The organism is Polynucleobacter sp. 30F-ANTBAC, from assembly GCF_018882385.1.
In the GTDB taxonomy this organism is placed as follows: Bacteria; Pseudomonadota; Gammaproteobacteria; order Burkholderiales; family Burkholderiaceae; genus Polynucleobacter.
Window position 1 is genome coordinate 295,703 of sequence record NZ_JACVON010000002.1, and the last position, 13,954, is coordinate 309,656.

Consider the following 13,954-nt stretch of genomic DNA (forward strand, 5'->3'; position numbering starts at 1 on the left):
TTAAGCGTTCTGACGAATCACTTGACCGCTTTGACACATCAAGCAGGCAGTAACGATATCGTCATCAGTTGGGATAGCAAGTTTTGCTTCTGAATTAATGATGAGTTTCATGAAATCCATCAAGTTACGAGCATATAGCGCAGAAGCATCTGCTGAGACCATGCTGGCTAAGTTGGTGTAACCAACTAATTTGACGCCATGTTTCACAACAATTTTGTCAGTTTCAGTGAGTGGGCAGTTGCCTGCACCGTTTTCACCTTTACCGGCTGCCAAATCGATCACCACAGAGCCTGGCTTCATTTGCTGAACTGTTTCAGCATGAAGAAGCGTTGGAGCTTTACGACCTGGGATAAGCGCTGTAGCAATCACGATATCTGCTTGTTTGGCACGTTCTGCAACAAGTGCTGCTTGACGTTGCATCCAAGAAGCGGGCATTGGGCGAGCATAACCACCGACGCCTTGAGCAATTTCACGCTCTTCATCTGTTTCATAAGGCACATCAACAAACTTAGCACCCAATGATTCAATTTGTTCTTTTGCTGCAGGGCGAACGTCGGAAGCTTCAATCACTGCACCTAAACGCTTGGCTGTAGCAATCGCTTGAAGACCTGCTACACCAGCACCTAGAATTAATACGCGAGCAGCTTTAACGGTACCTGCTGCAGTCATTAACATCGGCATGAAGCGCTGATATTCATTGGCTGCAACCATCACAGCTTTGTAACCAGCAATGTTGGCTTGAGAAGATAAAACGTCAAGACTTTGAGCGCGAGTTGTACGTGGTGCTGCCTCCAAAGCAAAAGCAGTAATGCCTTTGGCTGCCATAGCTGCATTATTCGCGTTATCAAACGGATCAAGCATGCCGAGTAAAACAGCATTTGTTTGCATTTGTGCTAATTCAGAGCTGTTAGGGGCTCTGACTTTAAGAACTAATTCAGCACCAAGTGCATCACTTGCTGAACCAATCGTTGCACCAACTGCTTCGTATGCTGAATCGGGTTGACTACTAGCAGTTCCTGCGCCACTTTGAACGACAACTGTATGACCGCTACTAATGAATTTCTTCACAGTTTCTGGTGTGGCAGCAACGCGCGTTTCGTTAGCCTGAGTTTCTAAGGGCACGCCAATGCGCATGGGATTCTCCCTGTTATTTTATAAAGGGTTAAGATTACTATAACTTAGACTTTTTTTCTAACCTCATTTAGCCCTTATTTCTCAAAATATCCTAATTTGAGCTATTTTGATAAGTCTTTTTTAAATGAGGCGGTAATTTATTTTAAATACACTTATGACAATTCCACTAATTGATCCTGGTTTTTTGCAATCTGCACCTGTGCTCCCTCCTGCCACAGTTGTGATTGGTATGTCTGGTGGAGTTGATTCATCTGTTGCTGCGTGGATTTTGAAGCAGCAAGGGTACAAGGTCATTGGCTTGTTCATGAAAAACTGGGAGGATGATGACAACAGTGAATATTGTTCTTCACGCCAAGACTGGTTGGATGTCGTTTCTGTCGCTGATTTGATTGGAATCGATGTTGAGGCCGTTAATTTTGCTCATGAATACAAAGATCGAGTTTTTGCTGAATTTTTAAGAGAGTATTCAGCTGGGCGCACGCCTAATCCGGATGTTTTATGTAATGCAGAAATTAAGTTCAAAGCGTTTTTAGATCATGCGATGAGCTTGGGGGCAGAAGCAATTGCGACAGGCCACTATGCTCAAACAGCTAGGGTTCAGGATGAGGTGCACCTCTTAAAAGCAATCGATGAAACCAAAGATCAAAGTTACTTTCTGTATCGTTTAAGTCAACAACAGTTAAAGCATGTGATTTTCCCCCTGGGCGGTATCAGAAAAACATTGGTTCGAGAAATTGCTCAAAGTATTGGTTTGCCTAATGCTGCTAAAAAAGATTCCACGGGTATTTGTTTTATTGGCGAGCGACCGTTCAGAGATTTTTTGAATCGTTATTTACCCAATCAACCGGGTCCTATTAAGATCGAAGACGGTCAAGTTGTTGGTGAGCATATAGGCTTGGCCTTTTACACCTTGGGGCAACGTAAGGGTATTGGCATGGGTGGTAGTAAAGATGGCAATGGCGACCCTTGGTTTGTAGCGAAGAAAGACATGGCGAGTAATACACTCTTTATTGTTCAAGGGCACGAGCATCCGTGGTTATTAAAGCCCACGCTTGTAGCATCTCAAATCAGTTGGACCTCCGATACGCCGCCAGCTTTAGGGGCTTACACAGCGAAAACTAGATACAGACAAGTTGATGGGCCGTGTGTCTTGAGCAGCCTCAATCCAGAGTCGTTCTCATTGAGTTTCGATGAAGCCCAGTGGGCTGTCACACCAGGGCAATCGGCTGTTCTATATGATGGACAGCGCTGCTTAGGCGGCGGCATCATTACTGCCTAAGTATTGGAAATGCTTAAAAATTACTGTGGTGGTGACGTTTCAGAAAATGCTGGTCGGCTCATCATTTTTAAGTAGAAACGATTGAGGTTCTCATATTGTTTCTGCCACTCTAATTCTGGGAATCTAAAGACCAAGTAATCTAGGGCGCAACCGACTGCAATATCTGCCAAGCTAAGTTTGTTAGAAAAACACCATTCGTTATTTCCGATATTTTTGGATAGTGCAGCTAGTGCAGTATGGACTTTACCCATTTGGCGGTCATACCAGGCTTGAGATTGTTCATTCTCTGGGCGCCAAGTCTTTTCTAATCTAGCCAGAATTGAGGCATCCAAAATGCCATCTGCTAAAGCTTCCCAAGTTTTGACTGCTGCACGTTCTTTGCCAGAGTCAGGGATAAGTCGGTTAACCGGACTTAGAGTATCGGCATATTCAACAATAACCCTTGAGTCAAAAATAGGCTCACCATCATCTAAAACCAGGCAAGGGATCTTACCTAGCGGGTTGTTTTCCATGATTTGGGTCTCTTGCGCCCATACATTTTCAAGAGCAAAAGGGAGTTCAATCTTCTTTTCAGAGAAGACAATCCTAACCTTGCGGACATAGGGGCTGGTGAGGGATCCAATAAGTTTCATGGGCGCAAGTATAGCTATTTCGCCCTTCCTTCGCAGAAGGACTAAAATCACGTTTTAAGTGATTTTTTTAGGATTTAGCTGTGACTACTCAACTCTCTACTTTAAGCGCTCTTTCCCCATTAGACGGGCGTTACGCCTCGAAAACCGATGCTTTGCGCCCTTGGTTATCAGAAGCCGCCTTCATGAAACAGCGCGTCCGTGTAGAGGTTCATTGGTTAATTGCTCTATCCCAGGCCAAACTGCCAGATTTTCCTAGTTTCAGCCAATCTGCAGAGAAAGTACTTTTGGCATTGGTAGATAATTTCTCAGACGCTGATGCAGAACGAATCAAGGCCATTGAGGCTGTTACCAACCACGACGTCAAAGCGGTTGAGTACTGGATGAAAGAAAAAGTCGCGGGCCAAGCAGAACTTGAAAAAGCCAGTGAGTTTATTCACTTTGCCTGTACCTCAGAAGATATCAATAACACATCACATGGTTTGATGTTGACTGGTGCTCGCAAAGAAGTCATCTTGCCAAAATTAAAAGAAGTATTGGCGGCTTTAACAGCTTTAGCACTTTCGAATGCATCCGTGCCGATGTTATCCCGTACGCATGGTCAGCCAGCATCCCCAACAACCTTGGGTAAAGAGATGGCTAACATTGCAAAAAGACTTGAGCGTGCGATTAGCAATATTGAAAAAGTATCTTTCCTTGGGAAAATGAATGGTGCTGTCGGTAACTACAACGCTCACTTGTCGGCTTATCCAAATGTAGATTGGGAGGCGTTCTCAAAAGAGGTGATTGAAAAGCGTTTGGGGTTGGAATTTAATCCTTACACCATTCAAATTGAGCCGCACGATTACATGGCGGAGTTGTTTGACGCGATTGCGCGTGCCAATACTATTTTGTTAGATATGAACCGTGATATTTGGGGTTATATCTCTGTTGGGTACTTCAAGCAAAAAACCAAGGCTGGTGAGATTGGTTCTTCCACCATGCCTCACAAAGTTAATCCAATTGATTTTGAAAACTCAGAAGGTAACCTGGGCATTGCTAATGCCTTATTGAAGCATTTGTCTGAGAAGCTGCCCGTGTCACGTTGGCAGCGTGATTTAACTGACTCAACAGTTTTACGTAACTTAGGTACTGCTCTGGGTCATAGCTTATTGGCTTATGACAGCGCTCTTCGCGGTCTTGGTAAGTTAGAAACGAATCCATCGCGTTTAGCCGAAGATTTGGATAACTGCTGGGAAGTTTTGGCTGAGCCTGTTCAAACAGTCATGCGTCGTTTTGGCGTGCCTAATCCTTATGAGCAGTTAAAGGAATTAACGCGCGGCAAAGGCATTACACCTGAAGGTCTCAAGACTTTTATTCAGGGCTTAGATATTCCGGCAGATGCAAAAAAATCTCTATTAGAAATGACGCCAGCCAGTTATGTTGGTAAAGCAGTTGAGTTGGCGGAACGTCTTAAGAAGTGAAATTAGAGAATCATAGAGTTTCATTGAGTTGGTTGACTCAAGCCATTCTGTGGCTCTATGAGTTTCTTTGGTATTTGGCTTTACCAATTGCTTTGTTGCGACTTTTTTGGAAAGGTCGCATCCAGAGAGCTTATCGAGAAAACATTTCTGAGCGCCTTGGCATTTTTGATAACAAGATCAGCAATGGTAGCGTGTGGGTTCATGCCGTTTCCGTGGGTGAAACGCGTGCTGCAGCTCCCTTGGTTAAAGCGCTCATTCAAGATGGAAACCAAGTACTCCTGACCCATATGACCCCCACTGGGCGAGCAACCGGGGCTGATATTTATTCAGATGAGATTGCTGCTGGGCAACTCCAGCAAGTGTATCTACCGTATGACATCTCTTTTTTAGTGGCTGCATTTTTCAGAGTGTTTTCTCCCAAACTTGGTTTGATTATGGAGACTGAGGTTTGGCCTAATTTGGTTTTAAAAGCTCGTCGATTAAATATACCTGTGCTGCTTGTAAATGCCAGGTTGTCAGAAAGAAGCGCTCAACGCGTTGCAAAATTTGGCTCTGCTGGATCGGCTATTTATGGTTTATTCAGTCGGATTTTGGCTCAAACAACTTTAGACGCTAAGCGCTATGAGTCGCTTGGCTTATCCAATGTGACTGTGACCGGTAACCTGAAATTTGATGTTGAGTTGAATGCTTCTCAGATTGATCGGGCACTTCAAGTTAGAAAAATATTGCCAAGCTCTTCTCGCATTCTTTGTGCTGCTAGCACTCGAGAAGGTGAAGAAAAAATGGTTATTCAAGCATGGCTAGAGTTCTTGAAACAATTTCCAGGGGTGTCGGAATATGCCCGATTGTTGATTGTGCCAAGACATCCGCAACGGTTTGAAGAGGTTTATCAAGAAATCCTTCACCAAAAACTGGATGTTGTTAAAAGATCGCAACTCAGTGATGAGCAATTGGCTGCTGCTCTACAAAGAGGAGCCATCGTGTTGGGTGACTCGATGGGGGAGATGGGTTTTTATTACGCCTTATCCGATCTCGTGGTGATGGGTGGCAGTCTTCAACCTTTGGGCGGACAAAACTTTATTGAGGCTTGTGGCTTAGGACGCCCCATTATTTTGGGTGAACACACGTTTAATTTCCAGCAAGCCAGCTTTGATGCGATTGAACAAAATGCAGCTGTGAGGGTGGGGAATGTACAAGAGCTTTCTGCCGTTATAGGTGCGCTGATTCAGAATGATGTTTTGCGTGAAAAAATGAGCGCCAATGCAATTGACTTTGCTGGTCAACACGTGGGCGCCACTCAAAAAATCCTCTCAGTTATTAAGACATACTCCACAGCCAGCAAATAAATGAGTTTTGACATATTTAGCTGCTTTGAATGAGTCAAGTAGAATGATCCTTAATTACTCCATATGAGGCACAAATCATGAAAAAAATCCTTGTAATGAATGGCCCCAATCTCAATTTATTGGGTACCAGAGAGCCTGAAAAGTACGGTGATAAAACATTGGCTGATGTCGAAGCTTTGTGCTCAGAGATGGCTAATAAACATCACTACGCCGTTGATTTTTTTCAAAGCAATCATGAGGGTGAGTTAATTGAAAAAATTCATGAGGCTGGCAAATTATTTAAGGCTGGCGAGCTAAAGGGCGTTGTTTTTAATCCAGGTGCTTATACGCATACGTCGATTGCATTGCATGATGCGATTGCTGGTGTGGGTGGGTTACCAGTCATTGAGGTGCATATTTCAAATGTATATGCCCGTGAAGCCTTCCGTCATCAGTCCTACGTTTCTCCCGTTGCTGTCGGTGTATTGGCTGGTTTTGGTATATCTGGTTACGGTATGGCAATCGAGGCACTGATTTCTAGACCCTAGCCTCTACCGTTTCAAGTTAAAGGAATGTTCGAGTAAGAACAATAAAAAAGGAGACCGAAGTCTCCTTTTTTATTAAACCTGTGCCCCAAAGTTCGGATCGTCCGGTTTTTGGTTGTCGTTAGCGGTTTTACTATCGACCTTAATGAGGTCTTCGCGTTTAACACCTAACCACATGGCTAAAGCTGCTGCCACGAAAACAGAAGAGTAAATACCAAACAAGATACCGATCGTTAGAGCTAATGAGAAGTAGTAAAGGGTTGGGCCGCCAAATAGCAACATGGCTAACACCATCATTTGCGTACTGCCGTGCGTAATGATTGTTCTACTCGTGGTGCTGGTGATCGCATTATCAATAACAGCAATCGTGCTCATTTTTCTATGTTTGCGGAAGTTTTCACGAATACGGTCAAAAATAACTACAGACTCATTGACGGAGTAACCTAAAACAGCCAGAACAGCAGCTAGAACAGATAGTGAAAATTCCCACTGGAAGAATGCAAAAAAGCCAAGAATGATCACAACGTCATGGAGGTTGGCGATGATGCCGGCTAGAGCAAATTTCCACTCAAACCGAATGGATAGGTAAATAACAATGCCCAACACAACAAATAGCAGGGCTAGTAGACCATCTGTGGCAAGTTCTTTACCCACTTGAGGCCCCACAAACTCGACACGTTTGAGGGAGACGTCAGCATGGGATGCCTTGAGGGTTTCCAAAACAACACCGCTTTGTTGTGATGATGAGATTGCTTCGCCAGCAGCATTTTTTTGGAGCGGTAAACGAATTAAAACGTCCTTAGAGCTACCAAAGTTTTGCACCTGAACATCTTGGTAGCCTAGCTTGGTTAAGTCGCTCCTGATCGAGTCTAAAGGAGCGGCTTGGGAGTAGCTGATCTCCATCACTGTGCCACCTGTAAACTCAACGGACAAATGAAGACCTTTGTAAGCTAAGAAAAATACAGCAGCAAAAAACGTTAAGGCGGAAATCAAATTTAGCACCAAAGCATGGCGCATAAATGGGATATCACGACGGATGCGGAAAAATTCCATGGTCTTGATTCCTTTTATTCAGTTGGGCGCCAAACTTGGCCAATTGATATTTTCTGTAACTTCTTCTGACGACCGTACCAAAGATTGGCAATGCCTCTTGCAAAGAAAACAGCAGAGAACATCGACGTCAAAATACCTAGACTATGAACTACAGCAAAACCTCTTACTGGGCCAGAGCCAAAAGCTAATAGAGCAATACCTGCGATAAGAGTCGTGATGTTGGAGTCAAGAATAGTTCCCCAAGCACGATCAAAACCCGTTGCAATCGCTGCTTGTGGTGTAGCTCCGGCTCTTAACTCTTCACGAATGCGTTCATTAATTAAGACGTTGGAGTCGATCGCCATACCTAGGGCAAGTGCCATCGCAGCAATACCTGGCAAGGTGAGTGTGGCTTGGAGCATCGAAAGAAGCGCTACCAATAAGAAAAGGTTAACGGCTAAGGCAATAACCGAAAAAGCGCCAAACAGAAGGTAGTAGGCGATCATGAAAATAGCGATGGCGCAGAACCCGTAGATAACCGAGTTAAAGCCTTTAGCGATGTTATCAGCGCCAAGGCTTGGTCCGATGGTACGTTCTTCAATGATTTCCATTGGGGCTGCCAAAGAACCTGCTCTGAGCAGAAGGGCTAAGTCATTAGCACTTTCCGTGCTAGGTTGACCTGTAATTTGGAATTTGGCACCAAACTCGCCTTGAATGGTGGCGACTGTTAATACTTCGCCGCGACCTTTTTCAAACAAGATCATGCCCATTGGCTTACCAATGTTTTCACGAGTTATTTCCTGCATTACACGACCGCCCACAGAATCAAGTGTGATGCTAACGGCTGGACGCTGATTGGAGTCAAATCCTGCGGAGGCGCTAGTAATACGATCCCCGCTAAAAATTACAGAGCGTTTGAATACAACTTGACGACCGTCGCCAGTTTTAAAAACATCAGCTCCTGGAGGGGGTGTCTCACCTGATAGGAGGTAAGTTTTAACAGGGTCAGCTAAGCGAGACTCCAGGGTGGCTGTGCGACCAATAATATCCTTAGCACGGGCTGTGTCTTGAACGCCAGGTAACTGAACAATAATGCGATCTTGACCTTGTTGCTGAATCACAGGTTCAGCAACGCCAAGTTCATTGACGCGGTTATGCAAGGTGGTGATGTTTTGTTTGACGGCGTTTTCTTGCACTTCTTTAAGTGCGCTATCTTTAAATTTACCAACTAATCTGAATCCATCGGCTGATTTTTCAACGTTGAAATCTAAATCAATTAAATTTTTAGTGAGATGAAGTCTTGCTGCGCTTGCATCGTCTTGGTTAGGAAAGCGAACAACGATTTGATCATTTTGACGTTCAATGCCATTGTGGCGAATAGACTTTTCGCGTAATTGCGAGCGCGTATCGGTAGTTAGGCTTTCAAGCTTCTTTTGTAGGGCGCCACGCATATCTACTTGTAGTAGGAAGTGAACGCCACCACGAAGATCAAGACCAAGATACATTGGCATAGCACCCATGGAGCTTAACCATGCTGGTGTATTTGAAATAAGGTTGAGAGCAACAACGTATGTAGGATCATTGCCATCCGGATTTAAAGACTTTTGTAAAACATCTTTAGCTTTAAGTTGATTATCGGTATTGGTCAATCGAATTTTGATTGTGCCGTTGTTGCCAGCTCGTTCAAATTGAATACCTTTTGTCTCGATATTGGCTTGAGCAAGCAGTTTTGTTACCCGTTCTTGTGTCGCCAAATCAATCTTGACAGTGGCTTTACCCGCTGAGATTTGTACAGCTGGAGCTTCCCCAAAAAAGTTTGGGATGGTGTAGGTTCCTCCAATTAATAGAGCAACTACGATAACAAGGTACTTCCACAGCGGGTAACGGTTCATGCTTAGCTTTCTTAGATAGCTTTAATGGTGCCTTTGGGCAATACAGCAGTCACTGCATTTCTCTGCATTTTCACTTCTGTGCCAGGTACTAATTCAACAGTGATGTATTGATCTTTAATATGAGTCACTTTACCCATCAAGCCACCAGCAGTAACAACTTCGTCGCCAACAGCCAAAGCTTCAATCATCAATTTAACTTCTTTTTGGCGTTTCATTTGTGGGCGAATCATCACGAAATACAAAACCACAAACATCAAAATCAAAGGCAAGAAGCCCATAATGCCGCCAGCTTCACCGCCGGCAGTTTGTGCATAAGCGTTACTAATAAACATTATTTATCCTCCAAGTAGAAAGGAGAATTTTACCCTGTTGCTTCAATCACGCCAATTTGGCGTTTTTCGTGGAATTCCTTGATGAACTCAGGGAATTGATCTTGATCCAAAGCAGCCCGAATTTCAGACATTAAATTGAGGTAATAGTGAATGTTATGGATCGTATTAAGTTGAGATCCAAGGATTTCATTGGCTTTTTGAAGGTGGTGAAGATACGACCTGGAGAAGTTTCTGCAGGTATAGCAGGTGCACGTTGGGTCGAGAGGCCTTGTATCGTCTTTAAACGTTGCATTCCGGAGCTTTAAATCCCCAAAGCGTGTAAATAACCAGCCATTACGGGCATTTCGCGTGGGCATGACGCAATCAAACATGTCGATCCCTTGGCTAACACCTAAAACCAAATCTTCCGGTGTGCCAACGCCCATCAGATAGTGAGGTTTTTCAGGGGGTAACTGAGGGCCAATATGAGACAAAATGCGCTCAAATTCAGGTTTAGGCTCTCCAACGGATAAGCCACCAATAGCGATACCATCAAAATCTTGCTCTCTGACCCCCGCTAGAGAGACTTCCCTTAGGTTTTCAAACATACCGCCCTGAATGATGCCAAATAAGGCATTGCCAGTCTCAAGCTCTCTAAATCTTTTAATCGAGCGATCCCCCCAGCGTAAAGACAGCTCAAGTGACTTTCGAACAGTGGCTTCATCTGTCCGAACACCATTCGTTTCATAAGGTGTGCATTCATCAAACTGCATGGCGATATCACTGTTTAAAACAGCCTGAATTTCCATAGAGACTTCAGGCGACATAAATAGCTTATCGCCATTGACTGGAGAAGCGAAGGTCACGCCATCTTCGGTAATTTTTCTGAGTGCCCCCAAGCTAAACACCTGAAACCCGCCTGAGTCGGTCAGGATGGGCTTTTGCCAGCCCATGAAATCATGAAGCCCCTTGTGTTTAGAAATAACATCCAAGCCTGGTCTTAACCATAAGTGAAATGTATTGCCCAAGATAATTTGGGCTTTGGCCTCTTCAAGATCTCTAGGGGTCATACCCTTGACTGTGCCGTAGGTTCCTACCGGCATAAAAATAGGGGTTTCAACGGCCCCGTGAGGTAAGTTCACGCGCCCACGTCTGGCATGCGTGCGAGCATCTTTTTTGATGAGTTCAAAGCTAAGAGGTTTCATAGGCGGCTTAAAAACATAGCATCGCCATAACTAAAGAAGCGATATTGTTGTTGGATAGCATGATCATATGCTTTTTTGATGTTTTCATATCCTGCAAAGGCACTCACTAACATGAGAAGCGTTGAGGACGGTAGATGAAAATTGGTGATCAAACGATCCACTACCTTGAATTGGTAACCGGGCGTTATGAAAAGTTTTGTTTCACCTTCATTAATGCCCAATGCTGCAGCTGATTCCAGTGCTCTTAAGCTGGTAGTGCCAACAGCAATAACTCGACCACCGGATGCTTGGGTTTGACGAATGAGTTCCTGAGTTTGGGGCGGTACTGAAAACCATTCGCTATGCATTTGATGTTGGGATAAGTCTTCCGTTCTAACAGGGCTAAAAGTGCCGGCGCCTACATGAAGTGTGAGAGTGGTGTGGCGAACCCCTTTTTGGGCTAGAACATCCAAGATCTTCTTGTCAAAGTGCAAGCCTGCAGTAGGTGCTGCAACTGCGCCTGGATTTTTGGCAACGACCGTTTGATACCGTTGTTGATCCACCTCATCCGGGGTGTGTGTAATGTAAGGGGGGAGCGGTAAATGACCATGCTTTTCAAGTAAAGGAATGCAAGGTCCAGAAAAGCGCACCTCAAAAAATGGACTTTGAGTGCCATCATGGCGACCAATTACCTCAATGGTGAATGGATCTTCAGAGTCACCCATAAGAAGCGTGGCGCCTGGTTTAGGTGACTTGGAGGCTCTAATTTGGGTGATAGCCGTATCTGAGCCAGTCACTCTTTCAAGCAAGACTTCAACTGCACCACCACTATCCTTTTTGCCAAAGAGCCTTGCTGGAATAACTTTGGTGTCGTTAAAGATCAATAAGTCATTGGATTGAATTAAATCAACCACATCAGTAAATTGTTGATCTGCTAATGCAGTTTGCCCATGGGACTCATTTCCAAGGACTAGAAGCCGGCTAGCCGTTCTATCTGGAAGTGGGTGCTGGGCTATCAGCTCAGGCGGTAAGTTGTAATTAAAGTCAGAAAGTCGCATCGAGATACCGTAGGAACAGTAAGATTCTAAACATGGTTAGTAAATCTAGTTCAAATCCTCTCGAAAAGTTAGGTCTGCATTCCTCTTTGGACTGTGCCTTGCACTTGCCTATTCGCTACGAGGATGAAACCAAATTATCAACGATTGCCTCAGTTATTAATAGTTTTGGGGTTATCTCAGCTCAAGTTCAAGGTTATGTGATCCGCCAAGAGGTGATGTATCGCCCTCGAAGACAGTTGCTGGTCGTTATTAAAGATGATGCGGGCAATGAATTATTTTTACGATGGTTGAATTTCTACCCTAGCCAGCAAAAGCAAATGGCAGTGGGTCAGCATTTGCGCGTTCGAGGTGATGTGCGCGATGGTTACTATGGGCCTGAGATGGTTCATCCAGTCGTTAAAGCATTGCCACCTGATGCGCCTTTGCCTAACAACTTAACGCCTGTCTATTCAACGACGGCGGGGGTTAGTCAGTTAAGTATTCGTAAAGCGATTGATAAAGCATTTAAAGATGCAAATTTAGAGTCCTTATTTTCAGAAATATTTCCCAAGGACATCTTAAAGAATTGTTTTCCTGGTTTGGATTTGCCAAATTTATGGCAAGCCATTCATACATTGCATCACCCAAGTCGCAGCGATGATATGGAATCGATACAGAATCGCACTCATCCGGCTTGGCGCAGAATTCAAATTGAGGAGTTGCTCGCGCAACAAATTTCATTGCAGCAGGCCAGAGCTAAACGCTTGAGTCGTCGTTCTGTGCAAATGAATCTCAAGCCCAAAAAAGATGGGATCTTGGAAAAGTTTTTACTTCAATTGCCTTTCCAGTTAACTGGGGCGCAACAAAGAGTTTGGCAAGATTTACTTGCTGACTTAGCGCAACCCTACCCAATGAATAGGTTGTTACAAGGGGATGTGGGCAGTGGAAAGACCATCATTGCCGCATTAGCGGCCATGCACTGTTTGGATCATGGGTACCAGGCAGCCATCATGGCGCCTACAGAGATCTTGGCTGAGCAGCATTACAGAAAGTTATCGGCTTGGCTGGAGCCGATGGGTATAGAGATAGTTTGGTTAACAGGTTCCTTAAAGGCCAAAGATAAAAAAGCAGCTCAAGCTGCGATTGCCAGTGGTGAGGGTCGCTTGGTTATTGGTACTCATGCATTGATTCAAGAAGGGGTTGAGTTTGCTCGACTAGGGTTGGCTGTGATTGATGAGCAACATCGTTTTGGTGTGAAGCAACGCTTACAACTCCAACAAAAAATTGATGATGTTGAAATAGATTGTCATCAGCTGATGATGTCTGCAACGCCTATCCCAAGAACTCTGGCGATGACGTTTTATGCAGATTTAGAAGTTTCGGTGATTGATGAGTTGCCCCCGGGAAGAACGCCGGTTGTCACCAAGTTAATTAAAAGTGATCGGCGTGATGAGGTTGTTGCTGGGTTATCGGAGCAGCTCAAGTTGGGGCGCCAAATTTACTGGGTTTGCCCATTGATTGAAGAGTCAGAGGTTCTGCAGTTGCAAACTGCAGTGGACACCTATGAATCATTGCAGCAAGCTTTACCCGGTATTCAAGTCGGCCTTGTTCATGGGCGCCTAAAGGCGGATGAAAAAAATGCCGTTATGCAAGCCTTTGTTGCTGGGGAGATTAAGGTGCTGGTGGCAACGACGGTTATCGAGGTAGGTGTTGATGTGCCCAATGCATCGCTCATGGTGATTGAGCACGCTGAGAGATTTGGTTATTCCCAGTTGCATCAACTTCGTGGACGAGTGGGCCGTGGTTCAGCTCAATCCATTTGTATTCTTTTGTATAGCTCCCAATTGTCGATGGCGGCTAAAGAGCGACTTCAAACGCTAAGAGAAACTCAAGACGGTTTTGTTATTGCTGAGAAAGATTTGGCATTAAGGGGCCCTGGGGAGTTGTTAGGTGCAAAGCAGTCGGGTGATGGCATGTTGCGTTTTGTTGATCTGCAAAATGAACATGACCTGATAGAAAAAACAAAAGCACTATCGGTTCAGTTATTGAATCACTATCCAGAGGTCAGTCAAAAGCATTTGGAGCGATGGTTGGGGCATCGTGCTGATTTCTTAAAAGCTTGA

General features: G+C 44.5%; 11 protein-coding genes and 1 pseudogene. 5 read left to right on the forward strand and 7 right to left on the reverse strand.

Going from position 1 to position 13,954, the window contains the following annotated elements:
• Positions 1 to 1,134 carry a Re/Si-specific NAD(P)(+) transhydrogenase subunit alpha gene (locus ICN28_RS07130; protein ID WP_216287386.1) on the reverse strand — a complete coding sequence of 378 codons (1,134 nt, stop codon included), beginning with the start codon at positions 1,132 to 1,134 and terminating at the stop codon, positions 1 to 3.
• Between the two features lie 154 nt (positions 1,135 to 1,288).
• Between ICN28_RS07130 and mnmA the strand changes: the two genes are divergently transcribed.
• Positions 1,289 to 2,413 (forward strand): tRNA 2-thiouridine(34) synthase MnmA, encoded by a 1,125-nt coding sequence (gene mnmA / locus ICN28_RS07135; protein WP_216287388.1) that lies wholly within the window; start codon positions 1,289 to 1,291, stop codon positions 2,411 to 2,413.
• Positions 2,414 to 2,433: 20 nt separating this feature from the next.
• Here the strand turns inward: mnmA and ICN28_RS07140 are convergent, their stop codons facing one another.
• Entirely contained in the window at positions 2,434 to 3,045 is a 612-nt protein-coding gene (locus tag ICN28_RS07140) for a glutathione S-transferase family protein (protein ID WP_216287391.1), read from the reverse strand.
• An 80-nt stretch (positions 3,046 to 3,125) separates the two neighbouring features.
• On the opposite strand from ICN28_RS07140, the gene purB reads away from it, so the two are divergent.
• The 3 genes from purB to aroQ all read left to right on the forward strand — a co-directional run bounded on the left by purB (position 3,126) and on the right by aroQ (position 6,378).
• Positions 3,126 to 4,505, forward strand: a complete 1,380-nt coding sequence (gene purB, locus ICN28_RS07145; protein ID WP_216287393.1) for an adenylosuccinate lyase — start codon at positions 3,126 to 3,128, stop codon at positions 4,503 to 4,505.
• A 23-nt stretch (positions 4,506 to 4,528) separates the two neighbouring features.
• Positions 4,529 to 5,851 carry a 3-deoxy-D-manno-octulosonic acid transferase gene (locus tag ICN28_RS07150; protein ID WP_255536177.1) on the forward strand — a complete coding sequence of 441 codons (1,323 nt, stop codon included), beginning with the start codon at positions 4,529 to 4,531 and terminating at the stop codon, positions 5,849 to 5,851.
• Between the two features lie 77 nt (positions 5,852 to 5,928).
• On the forward strand, positions 5,929 to 6,378 hold the full coding sequence (aroQ, locus tag ICN28_RS07155; protein ID WP_216287395.1) for a type II 3-dehydroquinate dehydratase: 450 nt from the start codon (positions 5,929 to 5,931) through the stop codon (positions 6,376 to 6,378).
• A gap of 72 nt (positions 6,379 to 6,450) precedes the next feature.
• Here aroQ and secF read toward each other — a convergent pair whose 3' ends face one another.
• Genes secF through queA form a run of 5 tightly spaced genes read right to left on the reverse strand, consistent with a single transcriptional unit; the run spans position 6,451 to position 11,852 of the window.
• Positions 6,451 to 7,428, reverse strand: coding sequence for a protein translocase subunit SecF (secF, locus tag ICN28_RS07160; protein ID WP_216287397.1), 978 nt, complete (start codon positions 7,426 to 7,428; stop codon positions 6,451 to 6,453).
• Between the two features lie 14 nt (positions 7,429 to 7,442).
• The gene (secD, locus tag ICN28_RS07165) at positions 7,443 to 9,299 is read right to left on the reverse strand and encodes a protein translocase subunit SecD (RefSeq protein ID WP_216287399.1); all 1,857 of its coding nucleotides are present in this window, start codon (positions 9,297 to 9,299) and stop codon (positions 7,443 to 7,445) included.
• A gap of 11 nt (positions 9,300 to 9,310) precedes the next feature.
• The gene (gene yajC, locus ICN28_RS07170) at positions 9,311 to 9,631 is read right to left on the reverse strand and encodes a preprotein translocase subunit YajC (protein WP_216287401.1); all 321 of its coding nucleotides are present in this window, start codon (positions 9,629 to 9,631) and stop codon (positions 9,311 to 9,313) included.
• Between the two features lie 29 nt (positions 9,632 to 9,660).
• The gene (tgt, locus tag ICN28_RS07175) at positions 9,661 to 10,815 is read right to left on the reverse strand and encodes a tRNA guanosine(34) transglycosylase Tgt (protein ID WP_216287403.1); all 1,155 of its coding nucleotides are present in this window, start codon (positions 10,813 to 10,815) and stop codon (positions 9,661 to 9,663) included.
• Positions 10,812 to 11,852 carry a tRNA preQ1(34) S-adenosylmethionine ribosyltransferase-isomerase QueA gene (queA, locus tag ICN28_RS07180; RefSeq protein WP_216287406.1) on the reverse strand — a complete coding sequence of 347 codons (1,041 nt, stop codon included), beginning with the start codon at positions 11,850 to 11,852 and terminating at the stop codon, positions 10,812 to 10,814. The genes tgt and queA overlap by 4 nt, the downstream gene beginning before the upstream one ends.
• Between queA and recG the strand changes: the two are divergent.
• A pseudogene (gene recG, locus ICN28_RS07185) lies at positions 11,849 to 13,954 on the forward strand (ATP-dependent DNA helicase RecG); the annotation flags it as partial. The gene queA and the pseudogene recG sit on opposite strands and share 4 nt — an antisense overlap.